Raw genomic sequence first — 24,256 nt, 5'->3', positions numbered from 1 at the left:
CGATGTTGCGAATTCTTTTATGTGCTAGCTTAGGATTAGCACCAAGTTTTGGGTTAGTTGCCAAAGAGGTAATGACCCCTGACAAGCTTTGGCAAGTAAAGCGCGTGAGTGCGCTTGGGTTATCTAAAGACAACACCCATGTAATTTATCGAGTTACAACGCCAAGCGTTGAAAACAATGACTTTGATAGCAAAGTTTATCAAGTGCCGTTAAAGGGTGGGGCGTCTCAGCTTTTAAGCGCGTATCAAGGAATATTGTCAGACGACAACATTTCACCAGATGGCAGCAAAAAACTATTTCATGACACCGTCAATGTTGAAGCTGTGTTAGCCACGGATAGACACAAAGCGCTTACGCAAGCAGATGCGTATGTATTTGATGATTTAAACTACCGCCATTGGGATACCTGGAAAGACGGCAGTGTTAAACATGTGTTCTATCAGGATCTAATCACAGAAGAAAAAGTCGACATCATGAAAGGGATGCCTTTTGATAGTCCGACGTCACCATTTGGTGGTTCAAGCGATTATGTTTGGGGTCCAAAAGGTGAAAATATCTACTACGTCAGTAAAAAGCTGACTGGCGCAGAATATGCGAGCAGTACCAACACAGATATTTACCGTTATAACTTAGCCAGCAAGAAAACCACCAATCTAACCGAGCAAAACTTGGGTTATGATAAAAGCCCAGAGTTCTCGTCGACTGGGCAATTGGCTTTCTTACGTATGGATGAAGCGGGTAACGAGGCGGATAAAAATGACATTATCGTTAAGTTGGGTAACAGAGAAATCAATCTAACTGCGCATTGGGACGGCACGGTAAGCAGTTTTGAGTGGAGTCACGATGGCAAGCATATTTATTTTATTGCACCAATTGACGGGACAATCCAGCTATTTCAAGTAGCGGTGAACACCAAAACCAAAGCTAATCCAAAAATTCAGCAGCTAACTAAGGGCATGTTTGATGTAAATAGCATTGTTGCTGCCTTAGACGGTAAGTTGGTGGTTACTCGCAATAGCATGAATCAAGCAAAAGAGATTTTCCGCTTTGATCTGAATAGTAAAAAGCTTGTTGCGCTGACAAATGTGAACGAGGCGTTTTATGCTGATTTGGATTTACCGAACGTTGAAAAGCGAATGGTGAAGACAAAAGACGGCGAAGACATGCTAACTTGGGTTATCTACCCACCTAATTTTGATAAGCGTAAGCAATATCCAACACTGTTATACCTTCAAGGTGGTCCACAGTCGCCGTTATCACAGTTTTATTCCTTCCGCTGGAACTTCCAAGTGATGGCATCACAAGGCTACATTGTGGTTGCGCCAAACCGCCGTGGTATGCCAGGGCACGGTGTGAAATGGAACAAAGACATCAGCCAAGATTGGGGTGGTAAGGTAATGCAAGATTACCTTGATGCAATCGACGATGTTGCGAAAGAGTCATACGTTGACAACAAACGTATCGCGGCAGTTGGCGCAAGCTTTGGTGGCTACTCTGCGTTTTACTTAGCTGGCAATCATGATGGCCGCTTCAAAACCTTTATCGCGCACTGTGGCATTTTTGATTTGCGCAGTATGTACGGCACAACCGAAGAAATGTTCTTTGTGAACAACGAATTGGGTGGCGCGTACTGGGAGCAAAACAATGCGGCCATCAGCAAGGCATACAATCAGTTTAACCCAATCAGCTATGTGGATAAGTGGGATGCGCCGATGTTCGTGATCCATGGTGGTAAAGACTACCGTGTACCGCTGAGCCAAGGGATGCAAGCTTTCCAAGCCGCTAAACTACGTGGCTTGAAAAGCCGTTTCCTTTATTTCCCTGAAGAAAACCACTGGGTACTGACACCGCAAAACGGGATAGTCTGGCAGCGTGAGTTCTTCAAGTGGTTAGAAGAAACCTTATAGTTGATGTCACGACTAGTTAAGAAAATGCCAGATCGCACAGTGTGTAGTCTGGCATTTTTGTTTTGCAGTGTTACCTTGGTGCTGCGCAAGTATTGTTGTGCCCAAAAATTGGCGGCATACTAAATTAGTCAACGGAAAATAGAAGGAAAATTAAATGATTAAAAGGATAATAAGTGGCTTTTGGTTACTTACATTGGCTGTGAATATACAAGCAGCTGAAGAAGCGTTAACGATTGATAGCGTAGTGCCTAACAATATGGAACTGGCTTTTCCGAATGATGCCAATATTTACCCAGATATCAGTGACTTCAAGGTACTTAACGCGGTACTAATGAGTAACGAAAACGGTGAACGCTGGGCAATGATCACGATTAAAAACCAATCGAGTGGCCGCCGTACGTTAACACAAAAACACCTGCTAGCACTAACGGCGAACGGGCAAAGGATCGCGCCGATGAAGCTTTCTGAAAGTTTTGCTGGCGGTGAAACACTTTCACTCACACTGGCTTTCGGTGAGAACAAGTTTCCGTTGCTTAACGTGTATACGCGTAATTAATCTAATATTCGACCCAAAAGAACATTTAGGCTTTCTGTAACGTGAATAGTCCCATATTAACTGTACTTGGCAGCCAAACTGCTAACTGCGCTCTCAATACTTGAGTCTCCATATTCATGCGCTTAGCACAGTAGGCTATTGCTTCTTGATAGCGCAGCGGTTTTTCTCTCAAGTGCAGTAATAAATCCGCTTGCCAGTCATTTAATACATTCATTTTGATGCGATATTGTTGGCGCGATATTGCAATATGCGTTTGCTCAGGCATTGGCAAGGTGTACGGTTTTGCTTGCTCAAGCTGGGTTATAAGAGGAAGCAAAGGGTAATCGGTTTGAATAAGTTGTACGGATTCTGGCACCGACATGACAAAGTCTTCGGCAATGCCGCAAAGGAGTTCAATCTCGTTTATTAGCGCTGTTGATTTCTCGGTTTCCGGTCCTGATTTTAACAGTGCAAGCGCTTTGGCTCTTTCAAACTTAGCCAGCTCTGAAGGCAAACTAAACATAGCTTGCTGGTGGGCATTAAAATCACCGCTAGGTTTAGTGTTTGCTAAAAAATCAGCGAAGCGTGAGCCTAGTTGATGTAGTGTCCAAGACTCTGAGGGTAAGGTGACAATAAAGGCTTTGGCGAAGGTGTCGAATACTTCGTCGCCCATAAACTGGCAAAGTAGAGCAAACTCCCCCCGAAGACATTCTACTAAACGCATCACATAGCCCGCAGCATAGATGTCTACTCTTCTCATGGCTCCCAGTGTTTTGTTACTTTTTACACAGTCATGCAGCGTTAAACCATGCGGATTTGCAGCGGTATTGAGCTTTTGTGGTAGGTCGCCTCGTACCATTAAAACGGTGCTAAGCCACTGCTGAGTTTGCGTTAAGTCTGGCGTTTTCATTATGTTAATTCTGCTCGCTCTTTGACGATTGGAGTTGACAGCGCGTTGGTGTTAGTAACTGTATCTTGCTTTGGAATATGCCCTGTCAGGACCAATTTTGCTTTGCTTAACTCATCAACGAGCTCTGGAAAGTTGGGGATATTGGCATCCCATTCTAGTAGGGTAGACACGCCACCCGTTAAGTGCTGCGCCAGTTGGTAAAGCTGCCAAACCTTGGCGGGCACTGGCTGGTCATGAGTGTCTATCAAACAATCACCGCAGTCACTAGGACCGGCAAGATGGATTTGAACGATGTGCTTATGGGGGAGTTGACGAATAAACGCTTCGGCGTCAAATCCATGATTAAAGCTACTAACAAAAACATTGTTTACATCCAACAGCATACCGCAGCCTGTTGCGGTGACTAACTCACTAAAGAACTCGCTTTCAGTGAGGATTGAATGTTGAAATTCAAGATATGTTGATGGGTTCTCAAGCACTAAAGGCCGTTCTAAAAAATCCTGAACTTGGTCAACACGATTGATAACGTGTTGTAGGCTTTCGTCAGTCAATGGCATAGGTAGGAGATCGTGACTATTCAAACCAGCAATGCCTGTCCAACACAAATGATCGGAAATAAGCTGTGGCTTAACGAATTCACTTAACTCCTTGAGCTTGCTTAAGTATTCAAAGTTAAGCGGGTCGCTGCTACCAATATTCATTGACACACCGTGCATCACTAGCGGGTATTGTTCCTTTAACTGAGCGAGGACATGCCGGCCATAGCCGTGATTATCTATATAGTTTTCACTGATGATTTCAAACCAGTCGACGCTAAGAGATGTACCGCGATCTAAATGGGACATAATAAAGGGATAGTGCTGGCTTCTCAGGCCAACACCAAACCCCAAGTCGGTTAGTTTTTCGATAGCGGACGCAGCAAGCTGCTGCGTCCGAATTGGATTTGTCATGCTATCTTTCCTATCAAGTTGATGGAGGAAGAGCTAGACGAATATCTGAAGGTTTTGGCTTCTCTTTAGGTTCGTCATCTTCGTTCAATAAACCATTGGCATTGCAGTATGCTTGCCAAGCAATATCGTATACGGCATCCCCTTTTTTATATGGCATTAGCACATGATCTGTAGATTGATCGGTTGGAGTTTGTTGGCCTTTCGGATAAGTGTAATCAATAGCAGAGAAGCTGTTATCTTTTAGGTTAAACTTAAATAACTGCATATCGTATTCTTCATCGGAAAGTTTTGGGAAGAGTTGAGAGGCTGAGATAGGCACTGCACACCCACCCAAGTTATTACACTTATTATCAGCAGGGGCACTTTTTGGCCCTGTTGATACGCTACCACCACAGCTACCGCCAGGCGTTGTGCTATGAACAAAACCACAGCCACCTTGTGCTTTACAGTCGTTACTTCCCTTACAACTGTGATAAACCTCAGGAGGAGGTAAGTCATCCGAACCTATGTTGGTATAGCTCATTCCTTGGCAGGCGTGATAAAGGGTGTTCGGATTTTGCGGGGCGATACCCGTTACTAAATCCGGCGCAATTCCCGTGGTTGCCCAGCAAATCGAAATCCTATCGCCTGAGCCACCCATTGCAGGGCCCGGAAATTCACTGGTTTTACCCGACCAATAACGGTCAAGTGCTGTAGTTAGACCTTTAATTGTGCCTACCGCAGATTGACTGAATAATTGATGCGTATTGCCAATATTGGACGAGAGTTTAAGGTTGTTAAGCGCTTTTACTACACTGCTGACGCAAGGTAGATTTGGGTTTTGCTTAGCTGCTTCATCACCGCCGTTGGGATCCAATAACGCCTCATTCCAGTTATTACCCTCAGCAAACCAAGTTGACCATGTCATGTAACGTTCGTCCGATTGACTTGAAGGCTTCTCAAAGTCGACAATGAGCTTCATAGTATCGGTAAATATTTGAAAGTGATCTTTATATTTGTTGGTTATTCGGGCACAGGCTGAACCGGACAATGGCTTGCCATCGGTGCTCCTATAGTCGTGCTCTAAAGCTTGTTCATTTGGTTGAAAACGTGTATCTACGGTGCTCGGGTGAGTTGGATTATCCGCACTTTGTAATTTACCCAAGACATTCTGGGCCCAAGATTCTTCTGCCCAGCGTAAACATATCATTTTTGCAACGCCGTCGCCTTCACCTTGATCTGTGATTGCATTCACATTATTCATGAGTGCTTCTTTTAACAAATTATGTTCATTATATTTCTCAAGAGAGCCCTTTATTTCAGGAAATTGGGCTTGATATGAAGCATCATCGGGACGTTCATTAAAGTAGTTTCTCTGTGCTCTAGCGTCGTTTGCTTCAGCCTTTGAGAGCGCATAGTCGAGTAGACTCGTGTTATCATCATACTCAATTTGAATATAGTCCCAATAACTCAAGTACATGTGTCCAATTGAGCCGAATAGTGGCAAATCACTTTCGGTGTAATCCGGTTTCCACCAGTTGTATGGGGCTTGTTCAAAATACTTCGGCTGTTTTGTTTTTGCGTCTGGTTCCAAAAACTGTGGCTGAATAATTTTTTTAGCGTTTTCTTCAGTCTCTTCTATCAGCATAAAGAGTAAGGTCTGTTCTTTATTCAGCTCTGTTGCGTTAACGCGCAGGTCTTGTAATGTTTTACCAGGAAAAATTTGTTCGAAATAAGCCTGAACTTCTGGGCTTAGCTTAGATGAGTCTGTAGTACAGTCTGCAAAGTCCAAAATATGTGGAATACCGTTTTGGTTGTTGTAGCACTTCCAACCGAATTTTTCGTCAATTAACGCCTGACTAGTAAAGCTCGGTGTGAGCCCTAATTTACTCGCCATATTAGAAGCGAGTTGCAGATGCAGCATCTCTTCAATAAATACACTATAAACGCCGTTAAACACCTGCTCATTGACATTTAGTTTATAATCACTATCAATAAACCTGTCTTTTAAATCGTAGTCGTAAGGAGATAATCGTTCTGAAGGAATGTATCCTGCAGTCGGACCAAGTCCAGGCCAGTAACGGCCGGGGTAGAGATTTGAAGAGTCCGCAATCTGGTGTGTACCTTGAATCGAGTAGAGGCCGGTCATATAAAGTGGGATTGTGAATAACTCCACGTTAATCGCAGCTTGCGCAATTGCTTTCAGGCAAGATAAATCAGCAGCCTTATACTCGCTACTGCGCGCTTTAATTTGTTGTTTTTGTGCACTGCTTAAGAGGATGTTGGCGTCAATCTCTTTATCTACTTCTACCGATGGGCCTGTTTTGTTCTGCACATTCATGGTTTGCTCCTTTGTGACGGTGAACGTTGTGCAATACCACTGGCTTAAATAAAAAATACGTTAGGATATAGGATATTTATCCAAGACAACTCAAAATTTAAGCAAGTTGATGTCGGTGAGCGATGAACACTCGTTATACAAAGTAGTCGTAAAAAAAGATAAGGTCGATTACGAGATATTACATGGTGGTAACTTTTATATAACCTATTTAAGAGGCACAAAGCGAATAAGCAGAAAGAGATAAAAGAAGTGGTTTAAAGTCAGAGCCTTAAACCACTTTGAGGAGCTAGTAACGCGCTCAGAACTTAGATGGTGCAGGAGGCACTGTCAGTGTTTTCTTCGGGCTATCTTTTAACTCTTGCAGTAGCTCTTTCACTGCACGCTCGACAGAAGGATCTTTACCTGCATGGATAAGTTCAGGTCTATCGATCACTTCGATATCAGGGCTGACGCCTTCGTTCTCTATAATCCAATTACCATCGTTATCTAGAATTCGGAAGGTTGCAGCGATAACCTGGCCTCCGTCAACAAGACTTGGATTGCCAGAGATCCCGATAAGACCACCCCAAGTGCGAGTACCAATCAGTTTGCCAAGGCCCGCCTGACGGAAGTAGTAAGGTAAAGCATCACCGCCTGAACTTGAATAACCATTGATAAGCATCGCTTTTGGACCATCGTGTGCAAACGAAGGAGTTTTTGTTGGTTCAACACCACGGCGTTTCCAATAGTTCAGTGGCTTACGAGCAAGCCAAGTGATCATGTGCTCAGGGATAAAGCCACCGCCGTTATAACGGTCGTCGATGATCAGCGCATCTTTGCTCGTTTGTGGCATAAAGTTCTTAAATAATGAACGGTTACCATCATAATGGGTATTTGGTAGGTGAACGTAGCCAATCTTACCGTTTGATAGTTTATTCACGTAGTCTGCGCGTGATTGAACCCATGCCATGTAACGTAAGCCTTGCTCGCTGGCGACAGGTTTTACTGTGGTTTTCCAGCTATTATCAGCGCTTGGTGATTTACTCAATACCAGCTCAACTTGCTCGCCTTGGGTGTTTTCAAGTAGCTCGTAGAAGTTAACCGCGTCTTTTACCGAGCGACCATTTACCGAGATGATGTAATCACCTACATTGGCATTCACACCAGTTTCATCGAGTGGTGAACGGTAGTCTTCATGCCAGTTCTCACCTTTGTAGATACGCTCAATTTTTACGTAGCCAGACTGATGAGCACTTATTTCTGCGCCAAGTAAACCATGCTTTTTGCGCTCGGCTGTTGGGGCATCACCAGATTGTACGTAAATGTGACCTGCGTTGATTTCACCCGCAATTTCGCTAAGTACATAGTCTAAATCACTACGGTGTGCGACAGCGCTGGCAAGTGGTTGATACTTCTCCAAGATAGCATCCCAATCTTGACCATGGTGATGCTCGTCGTAGAACCAGTCGCGTAAAGTGCGCCAGCCTTCTACATACATTTGTTGCCACTCAACTTGCGGGTCGATTTTCAGTGTCATCTTAGATAAATCAAGTTGACTGGCTTTTAAATCTTGCTTTGGCTTTGGTGCAATTACACTGAAGTTGTTACCAGCGCGAGCGATCAGGTGCTTACCACCAGCGGCAACTTTATAGCTGCTTACGCCTTCGGCGACGGTTTCAAGTTTGCTATCTGGTTCCGTGCCGAGGAGCTTTAACGCACCGCCTGTTAAGGTTAGTACGCCCCCTTCAACACCTGTAAGTGCACCGTAGTTACCCGCCGGGGCTGAGAGTGATACAACCCGCGACATAAAGCCGCTGGCCTCAATGTAATTTTCTTGTTTGTCACTGTCCTTTTTCGTTTCTTCTTCTGATTGAATGCTTAACTCATCACTTTCAAAGGCATTAAGCGGCTTAATCTGACTATTCACCGCAACGCTATAAATGCGTGTAGCATTATTAAACATATAATCAAATTCATAGCTGCTAAAGGTGAGGTTATAGTCACGCTCAGAAGTGAAATAAATGTAGTTACCGTCAGGCGAGAAAGTAGGATTACGCTCACTGGTCATGTTGTCAGTCAGTCGAGTGACCTTTTTATCCTTGATATTATAGTGCCAAAGTGAGGCGTAGCGGTTCTCGTTGTTTTTAACAAAAACAATATCTTCACTGTTTGGTGACCAAGTATATTCGGTTAGACCATCTTCGTCGTATTTGGCGGTATCAATTTTATGCATATCACCAGATTTCGCATCGACCCACCATAGCGTGTGGTTTTTATCAGCAAAGAGCAGTTTGCTGTTATCAGCCGACCAAATTGGCGTAAAGCGCCAGATGGTACCATTGTCGGTTAACTGGATGGTTTTGTTGTTATTTGCTCTATCTTTGAGATAGATCTCATATTCACCTGTTTTATCGCTCATGTAGGCAATATAACGGCCATTCGGTGACCAGCTTGCTTCAATTTCACGGCCTTCTGGTGTGTAAGAGAGGTTACGAGTTGGACCCTGTTTTACTGGGACTGAGAATAACTCACCACGGGCAGTAAACAATGCACGCTTACCATCGTGTGATATATCCATGGAATCAATAAAGTCGCTAACGTTTTTACTATATGGCATGGCATATTGACGCACACCAGCAACATCGATTTTTAGCTTTTTAGTTGTCTTTGTCGCTTCGTCAAAGCGATATAAGTAACCGCCATTTTCGTAGACAATGGCATCTGGTCCGGCTGATGGCCACAGCACGTCAAAGTCTTTGTGGTCAGTCATTTTAACCGGTGACTTACCATCGCGATATTTATAAAGGTTGAGCGTGTAGTCACGATCAGACACAAAGTAAATACTGTCATTCACCCAAGTTGGTTGCTGATCTGTGGCTTTGTCAGTGGTGAGTTGTTTAGACGTATTGTTTTCAAGGTCGTAAATCCAAACATCCTGTGCTCGACCACCACGAGAGCGCTTCCAGGTTCTAAACTCTCTGTCGATTGGCGTGTAAACATACTTGCTACCATCAGGGGAAAGCATACCACCGCCAGTTTCTGGGATGGCCATCGGCTGCTCAAGTCCACCTTCTACTGGTACCATATAGGGGCGACCCATACGTTTGCCCCACGGTGTTCGATTTGCTCTAAAGACGATATGTTTGCCGTCAGGCGTCCAATCCATCACACGGTAATCGAACCCACCACGAGGTGGCATTTGCCCAACATCGTTGTAATAAGTGAGTTGCTTTAATCCTGAACCATCAGCATTGATCACATAGATTTGACGGCTGCCATTATACTCAGCGGCAAAAGCGATTTTGCTGCCATCTGGAGAGAACTTAGGGAAAGTCTCAAAACCAATATGGTCAGTCAGACGTTGGCTTTTACCAGTGTTGGTATTTGCAATATAAATGTCGCCAGCATACACAAAAGTGACTTTATCTTTGTGAATATCTGGAAAGCGGAGTAGGCGGGTATCTTCGGTCTGATACGCTGAAACAAAAGGTGCAGCTGCCGCAGCAATGGCGAGCACGAGTGTTTTTATCTTCATCATAATATAGGCACTTCCGTTATAATTTTGATACATAATAACGATTGAAAAGTGAAATGCACCCAATTTAGATGAGTAGCTTGTTTCAAAATGTGAAAAAACACCCCACCGCGGAGTGTGGTCGCGATGAGATGTTGAGTAGTTGGGGGGAGTATCAATGAGGTACTGGTGTACCTCAAGGTTGTGTCAACTTAGAACTGTGCAACAAAAGTTAGGTTGCTAGTTTCACCGCCGTCTGTGTCAACAACACTGCCTTTAAGGTAGTAAGTGTCGTTGAAGAAGTATTTAGCTTCTACTGCTAAGTCTGAATCATATGAACCTAGACCAAGCGCAAAGTTGCGAGTGAAGTAGTAGTTTGCAAGCACGTTTGTTACGTTGTCGTCAAAACCATCAGTATCAATACGGTTGTGCTCTAAGTCGATTGTGAAGTAGCTGTCACCACCAACGTGCATGAAGTAACGTGCACTTAGGTTTAGGTAATCAAATTCATCTTCAGTTTCAACTGTGAAACCAATGTAATCTGTAGAATTTAGTTCGTGATTGTACTCAGCTTTGAACCAAGTGGTATCACCGTTTTCAAACTCTTCTTGGCGAATGCTTAGCTTTAGGTTGTCGTTGTAAAGGTAACCAAAACCGAAAGAGTAATGGTCGTCAGCTTCGCCAAGATCTGCGATGCCAGCAGTTACAAACCATTCTTTAGTGATAAAGCCTTCACCACGCGCTGAGAAAGCATTTGAATAATCATCGTTAAAGTAACTTACGCCTACATTGCTGTCCGTATCAAGGTAGCCAAAGTCATCCCATACGCCTACTGATTCTTGAGGTGCGAAGAAATAGCGAGAAGAAAGCATCAGTGCGCGGTTGTCAGAGCCATCATAGTCATAATCTGTGTAACTAGCGGTGTTGAACCACTCTTTTTGTACGTTACCAGTGTTAGCCTGAGCTGCTGCTGAAACAAGTAGTGAAACAGCTGCGATAGATAGTAGTTTTTTCATAGTCATCCCTTTAATTTCCATATATTGAGCTACATCGACTCAACGGCGCGCATGGTAGTATTAGAAATCTGAACGGAAGCTGACAATAATGAAAAAAGTTTGGATATTGGCAAAAAAGCTGAGACTTAATTATGCTTTTTATCTATAAGATAAACATAAAGGAAGAGAATATGACGAACTCATTCCATGGCATATCAATAGGCACTGAGCGCTTTGGAGATGATATTTATCTCACACTTAAGCCTACAGGTAAACTCACTCATGAAGATTATGTTGTTATTACACCAATAATCGAGAGTGCACTGAAAGCAGTAACAACGCCTAAAATCTATGCATTTCTTGATGCGACTGATTTTGAAGGCTGGGAGCCAAGAGCCATCTGGGATGACTTCCGACTCGCCTTTGAGCATAGCACTGAATTTGCCAAAGTAGCAATATATGGCGGTAAAAACTGGCATCGACTTGCTGCAACAATAGGTAACTGGTTTGTTACTGGTAAAGTGAAGTATTTTGATGATAAAGAAGATGCGCTGAATTGGCTTAATGAACGAGAATGATTAAAGTTGAATTACATTCATGATTTGTGCGCTGTGGCTTGAGGCGCTAATCACGTGTGCAAAAAGTGGATTATTCAACCTATCATCAGTATAGTGAATTAACACCATTGGCTTTTGTCATAACGGCTTAGGAGCTTCAACTGTGAAAAAAATACTGATCACTGGTGCAAACCGCGGTATTGGACTTGCGTTAACTAAAACCTATCTGCAGGCTGGTTGGCACGTGTTAGCAACGTGTCGAGACCCGCTTATTGCTTCAGAACTAAATTCTCTTGCGCCAACTTTTCCTGAGCTCCAAGTATTTGCCCTAGATGTGACCAATTACGACCAGATGGAAGAATTAAGCGAGAAGCTGGCCCCTGTTGCCATCGATATTGTTATCAACAATGCGGGCATTTATGGGCCGAAAGATTATGCTTTTGGTGAAACCGATATAGAAGCGTGGCGAGAAGTGATGGAGGTTAATGTATTTTCCACCATGCGACTTGCAGAGCTATTTTACACCCATCTTTGCAACGGCAATGAAAAGATTTTTGCAGCCATCTCTTCCAAGGTCGGCAGTCATACCATGAATACTAAAGGCGGTGGCTATATCTATCGCAGTTCGAAGGCGGCGTTAAACTCAGTGGTAAAAAGCCTATCAAATGATTTACTGGGTGAAGGGATCCGCACCGTTGCTATTCATCCCGGCTGGGTCCAAACGGAAATGGGTGGCCCTAACGCGTTAATTACCCCAGACGAGTCTGCAAATGGGATCTATTCCGTATTATCTCATTTCGTGGATGCACAAAGCGGCGGTTTTTACGACTATAGCGGTGATGCTATTCCTTGGTAGTTAAACATTAGCTAACCTGCGCTGACACGAGAAATAAAAGATCCTGACTACTTAACGAGACAGATGCATTGAGTAGTGCCCACATAGTAGTAAAGGAATGTGCATACAGTGGTAGAAGTTCAAAATTTAGTCTTCACGCGTCGTGATGGTGACTTGAATCGAGCCGTATTAGATGAGCTTAGTCTCAGTATTGCCGCTAAAGAACAGGTCGCGATTGTTGGGGATAGCGGGTCGGGTAAAACTACCCTGATCCATCTTATTGGTGGTTTATTAAGGCCTGAGAGCGGCAGCATTGTTATTGATGGCCAAAATATTACTCAATTTAATGATACCGAGCTGGCGCTCTATCGTCGTGGTTTGGGGATGATATTTCAACACTATCAATTACTTGCACCTCTATCCGTCTACGACAATATCGTTTTTCAAGCACAGCTCAATCAATTGAACCCAAAGCAAAGCGATGTTAATGCGCTGGCTGAGCGCTTGGGGATTTTGCATAAATTAACAGCCTTGCCTCAGCAATTGTCAGGTGGTGAGCAGCAGCGAGTTGGTATCGCACGTGCCATGATCAACAAGCCTAAGTTATTGCTGGCCGATGAGCCGACGGGGAACTTAGATGCTGCGAAAAGCGAAGAAGTGGTATCACTTCTGCGTGAGCTGTGCGAAGAGCAAGGCGTTAACTTGCTTATGGTTACGCACAGCCAACACCTTGCTGACAGCCTAGATAGAAAAATCACCATTCAAAATAACCGTGCTTATGGTTAAAACGATGGAACGGCTGAGTGCGTTATCAGAAATTAGACTGATACTCACAGTTTTTATCCAGTTCTACAAAAGGCATCTTTGGTTGTTTTTGCTATTCGTTTTTGGCTTATCTTTGGGTAGTGCTTTGCTTGGCTCAATTCGAGGACTAAATCAAGAAGCAACAGATCGCTATCAGCAAACCAGCGCACTTATTAACAATCCAATTAGCCACTTTGTTCGGCCAAGCGTAGGCCGCGAGATGTTGACTGCCAATGTGTGGACGGCGCTGCGAAACGCAGGAGTCGTATCTGCTGAGCCTGTTTTGGAAGGTGTGCTTACCCTGCCGAACGGGAACAGGCTCCGGATCAAAGGAGTTAATACTTTGCAATGGCTGTCTGTGCCTAAAGCGCAATCACAGGGAGACAAGTTAGGCAATCAAACTGCATCGTTACAATTTGGATTTAGCACAATTTACGTATCTGACACGATGGCTCAACAGTTGTCGCTCAGTAGGCATGAAGTGATCAAGCTTCTTGATACGGATGTACACTTCGTTGTTTTATCGGAACTGACCGGTGATGCCGCATTAGCCGATATTGCATTAGTTGACCATTTACTGAATTCAGCAGGTCGAATAAGTTATATAGAGATTTCAAATGCAGTATTGGATGAGACAAAGGTTAGGCAGGTTATTGGTGACAAAGCACAGCTACAAAGTGCACAAGCACAGTCATTCGACTCGTTGTCGAAGGCATTTTTCTTCAACCTGCAAGCACTTGCATTCCTAGGCTACGTAGTTGGCGCTTTTTTAAGTTTTAACGCCATAAAGCTTTGTCTGCACGCAAGAAAAAAACTACATCAGCAACTCACACTACTCGGATGTATTCAAGCAAATGTAGTTGCAGCGGTAGTCATTGAGGTGCTCGTCTTAAGCTTGATTGCCGCACTGGTGGGCGCAGGCGTGGCTTTCTTGGGGGCAAACTTATTGGTGAGCGAGATCTCTATGGCGTTGGAGAGCCTATTTGCATTAGATAGGCGTTTACCGGTTCATTTCAGTTGGTCAGTCGTGCTGCAAGCATTTGTGTTAAACCTTTTGGTACTTGCCAGTGTGGCCTATTACCAAGTAAAGCCTCTTACTTTTTATAAATCTTGGCAGAGTAAAATAGTGAGTGAAAGTCTACTGCTTGTGGCTGCTGGGTATTTTTATCTTGGTAGCGAAGCGCCATTTCATGCGCTTGGGCTGTGTGTTTGCCTCCTATTACTCTTTTTTATGATAACACCAGTGGTATTGCGAGCCGTGTTTGAAGGCATACCAACTCAGCATCCAATAGTTAAATGGATGAAAGCAGACAGTGGCGAGCAGATCAGAGTACTTGCAATAAGTGTTTATGCCGTACTGCTTGCGGTTGGCACTTCCGTAGGGTTGCAAATTATGGTGAGTAGTTTTAGTTCAGCTTTGCAGATCCATTTAGATGGTCGCCTTAGTGCAGATCTATATGTGAGGCCTAGTGAAGTTACCGATGTGCAATATCAATGGCTCTTAAGCCAACAGGGTATTGAAAAGGTTGGTGTGTTCTGGCGTGCAGAGATAAGTTATGGTCTGAGTTCACGTCAACAAGGTACTCAATCAGCGAGCTTGATAAGCTTCGGCCGTTCGGGTGAGCATCACTACAATCTGATGTTGCTTTCGGGATCGCCACCTAATAACGAGGTGCTTTACTATGATGCGAATAAGAACGTAAGTGGGTGCCTTACTAATGAGCCAAGCAAATTATTGTATGGCGTAAAGATGGGCCAGCGTATTCGGTTGCAGCAAGGCAAAAAGCATATTAACTGTGAGATAACGGGTTTTTATTACGATTATGGTGAACAGCGCGCGGTGTTTGTCGCTGTTAGTGATGCAATTGAAAATGCTGGGCTTAACTATGAAGCATATGGTTTTTCAATTGTTCTAAAGCCAGATATTGATATCGCTTTATTTAAGCAAAAGGTCATACAGCAATTCCATTTAAACGACTCTCAAGTGGTTCAAAATCAGCGCTTTAAACAATACGCTACGCGTTTGTTTGAACATACGTTTTACGCAACGCACGCGTTAAATTTAATGATAGTTGCAATCGCGCTATTTGGATTGTGGGTATCATTATTGACACTCGGCGCTAAGCAAATTCAACCTTTGGCCATCTTAAAAACATTAGGTGTTACCACTTGGCAAGCGTTTGCCATTAAATTAGGGCAGAGCGCCGTTATTTTGCTGGTGAGTTTGGTGCTGGCGACGATACTCGGAGGAATGCTCGGCTGGATATTGCTTAAATTTGTGATGCCAATTGGCTTCGGTTGGACGATCCCTTTTCTATTACCTTATCTTGATATCGCGGTCTTTATCACCCTCATTTTTGGTTTAGCTTTGCTGGTTAGTGTACTACCTCTACTCAAACTGAGTCGTCACGATACTGCGGATCTGTTGTATGAAGACTAATTATTTTATCGTTTTATTACTATTAATTGTGGGAGTCGGCTGCACACCGGAGCTATCAGAAGTCCCTAATTCAAAAAATGATTTTTTCAATCTTGAGTTGGGTGACCCCGTTTCTCCTTCATACCAATTAAGTTTTCCGCGTGATCACGGCAGTCACCCGGACCAAGGCATTGAATGGTGGTATGTTACTGCAAACTTAAAAAGTGATTCAGGGCAAGAGTTTGGTGTTCAATGGACGTTATTTAGAACCTCAGCTGTCAGCGGTCAATATGTCAGTCCATGGTGGGATGGTGAGTTATATTTTGCGCATTTTGTAATTCAAGACAATACAAGGCACCAAGCCTTCGAACGTTATGGCAGAGCAGGACAAGTAAAAATTCAAGCTGACCCATTTATCACGCAATTAGATAATTGGTATTTGCGCAGTGAGACGGAAACATTTTTTCCGTTAACGCTCCATGCTGAGGAAGGAAAAAGCCGTGTTAATTTAACACTGAGAAAAAGTCCGATAGTGCTTCATGGGAAGAATGGTTACAGTGAAAAAACGTCCGACGGCCATGCCTCTATGTACTACAGCTATCCTTTTTTAAGCGTCTCGGGTGAGCTTACTTTTCAAGGTGCAACACATCAAGTCAGCGGTGACGCGTGGTTCGATAGAGAATGGTCTTCCTCGTTTATCAGTAAATCACAACGCGGCTGGGACTGGTTTAGCATTCGCGGTCAAGATAGTTCGAATGGTGCACTAATGGTATTTTGCATTCGTGATAGCCAACAAGTCTACAAAGATTGCCGAGGCACTGAAATTACAGCTGAGGGTAGCGCGACAGAAATAGCGCATAAGGATATTCAATTAAGTGTTTTGGAGCAGGTTTCGTTAGATGGAGTAAGCTATCCATTTAAATGGCAACTACGACTAAAGCACAATCCTGTTATTCTGATCGAAAGTACCAATCCTGATGCGAGAAACCAGCTGACTATCCCGTATTGGGAAGGAAGAGTAAAAGTGTCCGGCGGCTATACCGGTGAAGGGTACGCTGAACTAGTCGGGTACGAATAGCCCGCATTGGCTATACCGATTAACTTGTACCTATATTGTCTTTATATTTCCTAGTGAGATAGTACTAGCCCACAATAAACATGAATTTATCCTGAAATCTTGTTTTGACAGCGCTTTTTTCTGTCAAACTCAGTCCTAGAAAGCTAGACTCTAAGAATATCTTACTATCTGTGTTGCTATGTTAAATACGTTTTTTGTAACCGACCCCGCACCAGAGTTGCTACTCAACGGAACTTATGATGCTACGCTTGTGGCGTTATCTGTGCTTGTGGCTGTTATTGCCTCATTTTTTACGCTTATCCAGATCGACTTTGCTGAGCAAAATCAAAATAGCCGTATAAATCGACTCGCAAAATTTGGCGGTGCTGTGGCCATGGCTGGTGGCATTTGGAGTATGCACTTCATTGGCATGTTAGCGTTTTCACTCTGTGTAGAAGTGGATTACGATCCTTGGCTTACTGCGGCGTCTATCTTCCCCGCTTTCTTAGGCTGTTGGGTTTCGTTTGATTTGATAACACGACCAAATGTCACACTTGCAGTTAAGGGGCTTGCCGCTGTCATTTTGGGGGCCGGTATTGGTACCATGCACTATAGCGGTATGGAAGCCATGCAGCTTGGCCCTATGTTGGGCTATGACCCTACACTTTTTGGTTTATCAATTATCGTTGCAGTGTCACTCGCTTTCATCGCAATCCAAACGAGAAGTAAGCTGCGCGATTATGTCAGCGACAACAATATCAGTGTCGTGAGGTGCTTAGGTGCTTTGGCGCTCGGGGCGTCGGTATCGGGAATGCACTACACAGGTATGCAGGCGGCGAAATTTGTATCTGACTCACCAATAATCAGCCAAGAAATGCAAGATCAGCACACACAGTCACTCGCATTGTTTATTGCTGCTGTCAGTATGATCATTAGCGCTTTATCTGCGCTTATTCATACTGCGAGCAAGTACCGTTCGGTGGCTGCAGACAAAGCCGCTAATGAATCTAGGCTTGCGGCGATCCTAGAAACGGCCGTTGACGGGATCATCACCATCAATGGTGACGGTATCATTAAGAGCTGTAACCCGTTAGTTGAACGAATTTTAGGATGGTCTGAGCGAGAAACGGTTGGTCGCAATGTTGCGGTGTTTTTACCTAAAGAAGCGCAAACGAATGTATCATTCGACAGCGCTTACCTTGAGCAATTTAAAGGGGTTGGTCGTGACATCAAGGCGCTACACAAGCAAGGGCATTTAGTGCCTATCCGATTGGGGATAGGAGAGGTTGAGCTAAAAGATCAAAGTGCGTTTTATGTGGGTTTTATCACTGACTTAACAGCCCAAAAGCAAATGGAAAAAGCGCTGATTGAGCAAGAAACGCGTTATCGGACACTATTAAATAATATGCCTGGCGTGGCGTTTCGATGCCGGATTGATAGCGAATGGACAATGTCGTTCGTAAGTCCCATTGTTGAGCAGCTTACAGGCTATCGAGCAGAGGAGTTTATTTCTGGGCAAGTTCATTTTGCTAGCTTGATTATTGAAGACGATAAAAGCTTAACGCACGATGTGGTTGAACAAGCACTACAATGCGGCAAAGCGAGTTACTCGCAGGAATATCGAATATTACACAAGTCAGGCCATACCAAGTGGGTGCTGGATAAAGGTTCATTTGAATACGATCAAGCGGGTAAAGTTGAGGGTATTGCGGGCGTATTACTTGATATTAGCGAGCGCAAGAACATGGAAGACGAACTACGTGCCGCGAAAAGCATCGCTGAAAGCGCAGCGGCTTCCAAGCAAGCGTTTTTGGCGAACATGAGTCATGAAATTCGCACGCCGATGAACGCCATTTTAGGATTTAGTGAAGTACTGAGAGAGTCTGAGCTGAAGCCCGATCAAAGTAAGCATGTAAATACGATACTTACCAGTGCAAAGGCGCTGCTGCATTTACTTAATGACATTTTAGACTCCGCTAAGCTGGACCAAGGCAAGCTCGACCTGATTGAGAATGATTTCTGTATTTCTGAGCTACTCGACAACGTGGTATCGACGTTTTGGTATCAAGCAAAGAAAAAGGGCTTAAAACTAGAGCTCACGATGAGTCACAGTTTGCATCAAACTTATCATGGTGCTTCCGACCGCTTACGGCAGGTATTGGTTAATTTATTGGGTAATGCCATTAAGTTTACTGCACAGGGCAGTGTAGAGCTTAGCGTTGAATCCTCTCATGACGATTATGTGCTGTTTAAAATTGCGGACACAGGTATAGGGATTGCCAACGATAGACTAGATTCTATTTTTAACCCCTTTGAGCAGGCCGATGAGAGCATGAGTCGCCGCTTTGGTGGTACAGGCCTTGGAACGACCATTAGTCGCCAGCTAGTCGAGTTAATGGGTGGAAAAATATGGGCTCACAGTGAGCTTGGAAAAGGGTCTACTTTCTACTTTACTGTGCCTCTTAAGAAAATCGCGGCATTCACAATAGCGCAAGATGTTCATGTCGAACTTCCCCCATTAAATATCTTGGTTGCCGATGATATTCAACAAAATACCGAATTGTTGAGCTTATTACTTGAAAAGCAAGGTCATAGTATAGAGGTCGCAGGGGATGGGCTTGAGGCTATTGAAAAAGCAAAAGCGCAACAATACGATCTTATTCTAATGGATATTCATATGCCGGGTTGTGATGGACTTGAGGCGACGCGCACTATCAAAGCATATGAACGAGAAAATAGGCAACAAGAGACACCGGTAATCGCACTCACCGCGAGTGTGTTAGGCGAGGATAGAGCGGCTGCAAAAGCTGCAGGGATGGCTGCATTTGCCTCAAAACCGGTGGTGATAGAAGATTTAACTCGCACCATTGCTGAAACGCTCAATATCAATATTGCTCATACGGCGATTGGAGTAAGGCAAACCAGCAACAAACAGCTTATAAATAGAGCCAGAGCGATAAATTTGTGGGGCAGTGAGGCTCGGTTTTTAAAAGAGTTGGCGCGTTTTTGGGAGGGTAAAAGAGAAGAAGTGATAGCGCTCTTTGCGCACGAAGGTCAGTTTACGAATGATGTACTACAGAGTATTCATACTATCAAAGGCGTTGCCGGAAACTTGGCTTTGGAGACGCTATTTGGTCTGCTAGAGCAAATCGAGCGTAAAAAGGAAATTGACGAGCGCTTGAGAGCCAAAATGGCGCTCATTATTGAAAAACTTGACGACGTGGTTGGGCTAAGTGATGAAGAAGTCGTGACCAACGCATTGAGTGAGGGCGACGTTTTTTTGTTTAAGCAAAACTTGCCACAAGTAAAAGAGATGATAGATGAGGCACAAGTCGAGGATGATGTGCTTGACGCTTTGCTAGAGAGTGCCCCCCTCACTTACCGAAGCCAGGTAGAGGCGTTGAAACATGCATTGGATGATTTTGAATTTGAACGTGCGGAGGAAATTCTCGCACAATTAATGAGTACTGATGTGTAATGATAAATGAACACAAGCCTCTGATCCTAGCCGTTGACGATGAAGCGACAAATTTGCAAATTCTAAAGCAAACGCTGGGCAATCAATATCGTATGAAGTTTGCAAAGTCAGGAAAATTGGCGTTGGAGTTAGTTGATAAGGAACTACCTAACTTAATTTTACTCGATGTTATGATGCCGGAAATGACAGGCTTTGAAGTCTGCTCTAAATTAAAAGAAGACCCTACTACGGCGAGGATCCCAGTGATTTTTGTGACCGCCTTGAGTGAAGAGTTTGACGAAGCTCGAGGTTTTGAGTTAGGTGGTGTTGATTACATCACAAAGCCTATCAGCCCTGCAATAACTAGAGCCCGAGTGAAGACGCACTTGTCTTTAGTCAGTGCCACTGAGCTTAAAAGTGCATACGTTGAACTGATGCAACGGCTCGGTCAGGCGGCGGAATACAAAGACAATGAAACAGGCCAACATATTGCAAGAATGAGCCGCTACTGCTTTGTGCTTGCTAAAGCTTGTGGTTTACCGGAAGCGTATGCTGAAGATTTGATGCTCGCCGCCCCGATGCATGATATTGGCAAGGTCGGGATTGCCGACAGCATTTTACTGAAACCCGGACGTTTAGATGCCGAAGAGTATGAGGTGATGAAACAACATGCTGAGCTGGGTGCAAGTATACTCGCGGACTCTGATTCAAAACTCGTCAAGCTTGCATATTTAATGGCAATGGAGCACCACGAGAAATTTGATGGAAGCGGTTATCCAAAGGGATTAAAAGGGGAAGAAATCTCACTTGAAGGACGGATCTGTGCACTTGCAGACGTGTTTGATGCACTTACTTCAAAGCGCCCATACAAAGAGGCCTGGCCTATTGAAAAGGCATTGGCCTTTATCCATTCTGAAAGTGGTAAGCACTTTGACCCAAAATTAGTTGAATTACTCGATGAAAACCTACCAGAAATCCTAAAGATTAAAGCGCAGTATGACTGAGGGGAGTTTATCTTCGCTGGCTAATTGAAGATTAATTCTTGTGAGCATAGAGAGAGTAGTAAGGCATTTTTAGGCGGCATATATTGTAAAGCATTTGCCATGCGAATAATTTGTATCTATATTGGGTTCTAACCATGGAACTATCAACAAGGATACGATGGTGAATTCAGTTTCAACTATGGCAATAAGTCTTACCGCCTTGTTAACTTCACTACCTAGCATCGCCAGTTCAACAAATTTTATGGAGCTTGGATTTAGTCGGTTAGCGTTCGATAACGTCAGTGAGATTGAGCCTAAAGGCTTTGTCATTACAGCAAATATAGAGTTTGGTGGGCTTTACCTAGAAGGTTCTTCTGCTCTTATGGCTGATGACGTCGCGGTTACCGGATTAGTTTATGGTGCAGAAGAAGACGTATTAACTACATTAGATTTCGATGTTGACTCTAGAGCTTATACCCTATTGGCCGGTAAGCAGTTTGATTTGAATGATCATAGCCTTATTGATATTTATGGCGGTTATTCTAGGCATAGACTGGAGATAGCTTATTCAGGCTTAGTCAATACGACGTACTATGATGGTTACACCAATAAAGAGCTTATATTATTTCTTGATCAAGGGGCTAATGAGTCAAGTGATCATTATCATTTAGAAGCTGCTTATGACTATACACATGTAGACCTTAATTTTAGGCTAGGTGTTGGGTTTGAGCGGATCCAGGATGATGTAAGTGAGAATAATTTAGTGTACCTGGCTGAGGTTGGATATCGTTTTACCAATAATATTTCCGCAAACGTGAGCTATAGAAATGCTGAGGTCTACAATACTCTCAGTCTGAATTTGAGGTATAGCTTCTGACTACAATGCCCTTGTCATGCCGTTAATCTTGTTGTGAACGGCATAACATCCACTTCCAAAGCGCCTAGCTAATTTTCTTCCGCGTGGTTTACGACACTGAGTGAACCCGAACAAGTTAATGCATTGATTAATAGTAACAAACTTTGTTACAAAGTCATTTTGTATTTATTTTGGGTTCTGGTTGTATTTATATGTAATTGCCGTAGTATGCGCCACGAATTAAATACGAGAATGATGGAGTGGATCGTGAATTCAATTTTAAAGCAAGTGGCATTAGTATCTGCATTATTTGCATCAACAACCAGCCTAGCAAACTCAACAGACTTCGTTGAACTAGGTTATGGAAAAATCACGCTTGATGGCGTTGATGAATTCAAGCCTACGGGTATCGCAGTTACGGTAAACAAGGCATTTGAAGGCTTTTATCTTCAAGGTACTTATGCTGCATTAAGTGATGATTTTAAAGGTACTTTAATCGAAAGTGATTATTACGCAAATATAGAAACAACGGTTAAAGTTGAGACAGATTTAAACTATCTCACCCTTTTAGTTGGTCATCAGTTTGATTTAACAGATGCTGGCTTTGTCGATGTATATGGTGGTTATTCTAGATACAAATTAGAAGTGGATTACTCAGGCATCGCAGATATTGCTTATAACGATGGCTACAGTTATCAAGAAAGCTTCTCTGATAAAGAGAGTGACACGAGCGATCATTACCATATTGAAGCTGCCTACGAGCATTCATTCGGAGCTCTGAACGCACGTGTTGGTCTTGGTCTTGAACGTATTCAAGATGATGAAAGCGAAACTAACTTTGTATACTTAGCCAAGCTTAGTTACCAATTTACCGACAGCATCTCAGCTAATGTTAGCTACAGAAATGCAGACGAATACGATAACTTTGGTGTAAACCTAAGATATAGTTTCTGATATCACGGTTACTAGGGTCGGCAGGGCCTAGATAAGATACGGTTTCTTTCAGTAGAAATCGTATCTAAAACAAAATGCATGTTCTAATCCAAACTTTCGCTACTATACCTGTTAACATCAAGCTATTATTTCTCTGACATTCGTGTTCATCTCTTCGAATTCTCCTATCAAATTAAGCTTTTAGCATCGCATCCAGCATTGTAATCCCAATTAGTCTTAACACTTGCTCAATTTAAAGGAGTAAATCAGGCGCTAACGGCGTTAAAAGTTTCTTATATAGAGCGGCTAAATAGCAAAATTGTTGCCTTGCCTACATGGGTGTAGGTACCTTGGCGATAGCTGGATGCGGTAGCGGTGTTATCGACAAGATTTTTTCGCCTCAAGATAGATCACTTATTTAAGCGATTTGGCATAATTGTATTGCGTTAATCACATAAATTAATATTAAAAGTGTTTTTATTCTAGAAACACTTAAACGTGCAACAAAACCTTGTTATGCTCCGACCTTTACTATGTAGATAGATAAGGAGATGATCATGAATTCTACAGTTAAGTTAGCTGCTTGCCTTTCATTAGCTTTGGTAAGCTCAAATTGCTTCGCGCAGTCAAAAGATTACGTTGAGATAGGTTATGGGAAAATCTCAATCAAAGAGCTGAGCGAAATAAAACCAACAGGGCTTGCGCTGAGCGCAAAAAAATCCTTCGACCAATTTTACCTACAAGGTACCTATATAATATCGAGTGATAAAAACAGTCAGCAAAATGATATCGCTAGTGGCGTTGGCGCTCGAATCATCGAAACAGAAGTTGATACAGACTGGAAACAATTTACTTTACTAGTGGGTCATGAATTTCAACTATCAGAGCAATCATCGCTGGATTTATATGGTGGTTATTCTCGGCTCAAATTGCAAATGGATGCAACTGCGGAAGTGGAATATATTATCAACCGCGAATACCGTTATAGAAATGAAATTGACGTATCAGCTAACAACGATGCCGATCTTTATCATCTTGAATTGACTTATGCGCGCTCAGTAGACTCATTTGATGCGAGGGCCGGTATTGGGTTTGAACGCATCAATGGTGAGGAAGGAGAAAGTAGTTTTGTATACCTTGCTGAGATTGGCTACCATTTTACTGATCATATTTCTGCAAATCTAAACTATAGAAATGCTGATGTGTACAACAACGTTGGTTTTAATCTGCGCTATAGCTTTTAGT

At 43.3% G+C, this 24,256-nt stretch carries 17 protein-coding genes; 12 read left to right on the top strand and 5 right to left on the bottom strand.

The features are described from left to right. Positions 1–2 precede the first annotated feature (2 nt). Positions 3–1,907, top strand: a complete 1,905-nt coding sequence (locus tag GSF04_RS03445) for a S9 family peptidase (protein ID WP_211856621.1) — start codon at positions 3–5, stop codon at positions 1,905–1,907. Positions 1,908–2,061: 154 nt separating this feature from the next. After that, complete coding sequence (locus tag GSF04_RS03440; RefSeq protein ID WP_211856619.1) at positions 2,062–2,463, top strand: hypothetical protein; 402 nt, start codon at positions 2,062–2,064, stop codon at positions 2,461–2,463. A 25-nt stretch (positions 2,464–2,488) separates the two neighbouring features. Here the strand turns inward: GSF04_RS03440 and GSF04_RS03435 are convergent, their stop codons facing one another. From GSF04_RS03435 to GSF04_RS03415, 5 genes are all read right to left on the bottom strand, one after another. Continuing rightward, entirely contained in the window at positions 2,489–3,352 is an 864-nt protein-coding gene (locus GSF04_RS03435) for a DNA-binding domain-containing protein (RefSeq protein WP_211856617.1), read from the bottom strand. Then, positions 3,352–4,302, bottom strand: coding sequence for a DUF692 domain-containing protein (locus GSF04_RS03430; RefSeq protein WP_211856615.1), 951 nt, complete (start codon positions 4,300–4,302; stop codon positions 3,352–3,354). Before GSF04_RS03430 ends, GSF04_RS03435 begins: the two co-directional genes overlap by 1 nt. A gap of 13 nt (positions 4,303–4,315) precedes the next feature. Continuing rightward, a complete protein-coding gene (locus GSF04_RS03425) occupies positions 4,316–6,622 on the bottom strand; it encodes a ferritin-like domain-containing protein (RefSeq protein ID WP_211856613.1) in 2,307 nt (768 codons plus the stop codon). A gap of 298 nt (positions 6,623–6,920) precedes the next feature. Further along, positions 6,921–10,172: a S41 family peptidase gene (locus GSF04_RS03420; RefSeq protein WP_211856611.1), complete on the bottom strand. Its 3,252-nt coding sequence runs from the start codon at positions 10,170–10,172 to the stop codon at positions 6,921–6,923. 155 nt (positions 10,173–10,327) lie between these two features. Further along, positions 10,328–11,131: a putative porin gene (locus GSF04_RS03415; protein WP_211856609.1), complete on the bottom strand. Its 804-nt coding sequence runs from the start codon at positions 11,129–11,131 to the stop codon at positions 10,328–10,330. Positions 11,132–11,301: 170 nt separating this feature from the next. Between GSF04_RS03415 and GSF04_RS03410 the strand changes: the two genes are divergently transcribed. From GSF04_RS03410 to GSF04_RS23290, 10 genes are all read left to right on the top strand, one after another. Beyond that, complete coding sequence (locus GSF04_RS03410) at positions 11,302–11,688, top strand: STAS/SEC14 domain-containing protein (RefSeq protein ID WP_039496489.1); 387 nt, start codon at positions 11,302–11,304, stop codon at positions 11,686–11,688. A 142-nt stretch (positions 11,689–11,830) separates the two neighbouring features. Then, on the top strand, positions 11,831–12,523 hold the full coding sequence (locus tag GSF04_RS03405) for an SDR family oxidoreductase (RefSeq protein WP_069021301.1): 693 nt from the start codon (positions 11,831–11,833) through the stop codon (positions 12,521–12,523). Between the two features lie 108 nt (positions 12,524–12,631). Next, positions 12,632–13,288: an ABC transporter ATP-binding protein gene (locus GSF04_RS03400; RefSeq protein WP_211856608.1), complete on the top strand. Its 657-nt coding sequence runs from the start codon at positions 12,632–12,634 to the stop codon at positions 13,286–13,288. A gap of 4 nt (positions 13,289–13,292) precedes the next feature. Further along, positions 13,293–15,746, top strand: coding sequence for an ABC transporter permease (locus GSF04_RS03395; protein ID WP_249122329.1), 2,454 nt, complete (start codon positions 13,293–13,295; stop codon positions 15,744–15,746). Beyond that, positions 15,736–16,803, top strand: coding sequence for a lipocalin-like domain-containing protein (locus GSF04_RS03390; protein ID WP_211856606.1), 1,068 nt, complete (start codon positions 15,736–15,738; stop codon positions 16,801–16,803). Before GSF04_RS03395 ends, GSF04_RS03390 begins: the two co-directional genes overlap by 11 nt. A 178-nt stretch (positions 16,804–16,981) precedes the next feature. Beyond that, positions 16,982–20,260: an MHYT domain-containing protein gene (locus GSF04_RS03385; RefSeq protein ID WP_211856605.1), complete on the top strand. Its 3,279-nt coding sequence runs from the start codon at positions 16,982–16,984 to the stop codon at positions 20,258–20,260. After that, positions 20,260–21,243, top strand: a complete 984-nt coding sequence (locus GSF04_RS03380) for an HD domain-containing phosphohydrolase (RefSeq protein WP_130165824.1) — start codon at positions 20,260–20,262, stop codon at positions 21,241–21,243. The genes GSF04_RS03385 and GSF04_RS03380 overlap by 1 nt, the downstream gene beginning before the upstream one ends. Positions 21,244–21,400: 157 nt before the next feature. Continuing rightward, positions 21,401–22,099 carry a hypothetical protein gene (locus GSF04_RS03375; protein ID WP_249122328.1) on the top strand — a complete coding sequence of 233 codons (699 nt, stop codon included), beginning with the start codon at positions 21,401–21,403 and terminating at the stop codon, positions 22,097–22,099. Between the two features lie 246 nt (positions 22,100–22,345). Continuing rightward, positions 22,346–23,032, top strand: coding sequence for a porin (locus tag GSF04_RS03370; RefSeq protein ID WP_211856604.1), 687 nt, complete (start codon positions 22,346–22,348; stop codon positions 23,030–23,032). Positions 23,033–23,568: 536 nt separating this feature from the next. Further along, positions 23,569–24,255, top strand: coding sequence for a porin (locus GSF04_RS23290; RefSeq protein ID WP_249122327.1), 687 nt, complete (start codon positions 23,569–23,571; stop codon positions 24,253–24,255). Position 24,256: the final 1 nt, after the last annotated feature.

The sequence above is a fragment of the Pseudoalteromonas sp. A22 genome, assembly GCF_018141345.1.
GTDB classification, from domain to species: domain Bacteria; phylum Pseudomonadota; class Gammaproteobacteria; order Enterobacterales; family Alteromonadaceae; genus Pseudoalteromonas; species Pseudoalteromonas maricaloris.
The sequence above is the reverse complement of the archived record's forward strand: the minus strand, read 5'-3'. Positions and strand labels throughout refer to the sequence as shown.

Coding starts and splice junctions, on each gene's coding strand:
- GSF04_RS03380 (WP_130165824.1), top strand. CDS start 20,260: ATGATAAATGAACACAAGCCTCTGATCCTAGCCGTTGACGATGAAGCG.
- GSF04_RS03420 (WP_211856611.1), bottom strand. CDS start 10,172: ATGTATCAAAATTATAACGGAAGTGCCTATATTATGATGAAGATAAAA.
- GSF04_RS03385 (WP_211856605.1), top strand. CDS start 16,982: ATGTTAAATACGTTTTTTGTAACCGACCCCGCACCAGAGTTGCTACTC.
- GSF04_RS03375 (WP_249122328.1), top strand. CDS start 21,401: ATGGTGAATTCAGTTTCAACTATGGCAATAAGTCTTACCGCCTTGTTA.
- GSF04_RS03415 (WP_211856609.1), bottom strand. CDS start 11,131: ATGAAAAAACTACTATCTATCGCAGCTGTTTCACTACTTGTTTCAGCA.
- GSF04_RS03425 (WP_211856613.1), bottom strand. CDS start 6,622: ATGAATGTGCAGAACAAAACAGGCCCATCGGTAGAAGTAGATAAAGAG.
- GSF04_RS03390 (WP_211856606.1), top strand. CDS start 15,736: ATGAAGACTAATTATTTTATCGTTTTATTACTATTAATTGTGGGAGTC.
- GSF04_RS03435 (WP_211856617.1), bottom strand. CDS start 3,352: ATGAAAACGCCAGACTTAACGCAAACTCAGCAGTGGCTTAGCACCGTT.
- GSF04_RS03430 (WP_211856615.1), bottom strand. CDS start 4,302: ATGACAAATCCAATTCGGACGCAGCAGCTTGCTGCGTCCGCTATCGAA.
- GSF04_RS03440 (WP_211856619.1), top strand. CDS start 2,062: ATGATTAAAAGGATAATAAGTGGCTTTTGGTTACTTACATTGGCTGTG.
- GSF04_RS23290 (WP_249122327.1), top strand. CDS start 23,569: ATGAATTCTACAGTTAAGTTAGCTGCTTGCCTTTCATTAGCTTTGGTA.
- GSF04_RS03410 (WP_039496489.1), top strand. CDS start 11,302: ATGACGAACTCATTCCATGGCATATCAATAGGCACTGAGCGCTTTGGA.
- GSF04_RS03395 (WP_249122329.1), top strand. CDS start 13,293: ATGGAACGGCTGAGTGCGTTATCAGAAATTAGACTGATACTCACAGTT.
- GSF04_RS03445 (WP_211856621.1), top strand. CDS start 3: ATGTTGCGAATTCTTTTATGTGCTAGCTTAGGATTAGCACCAAGTTTT.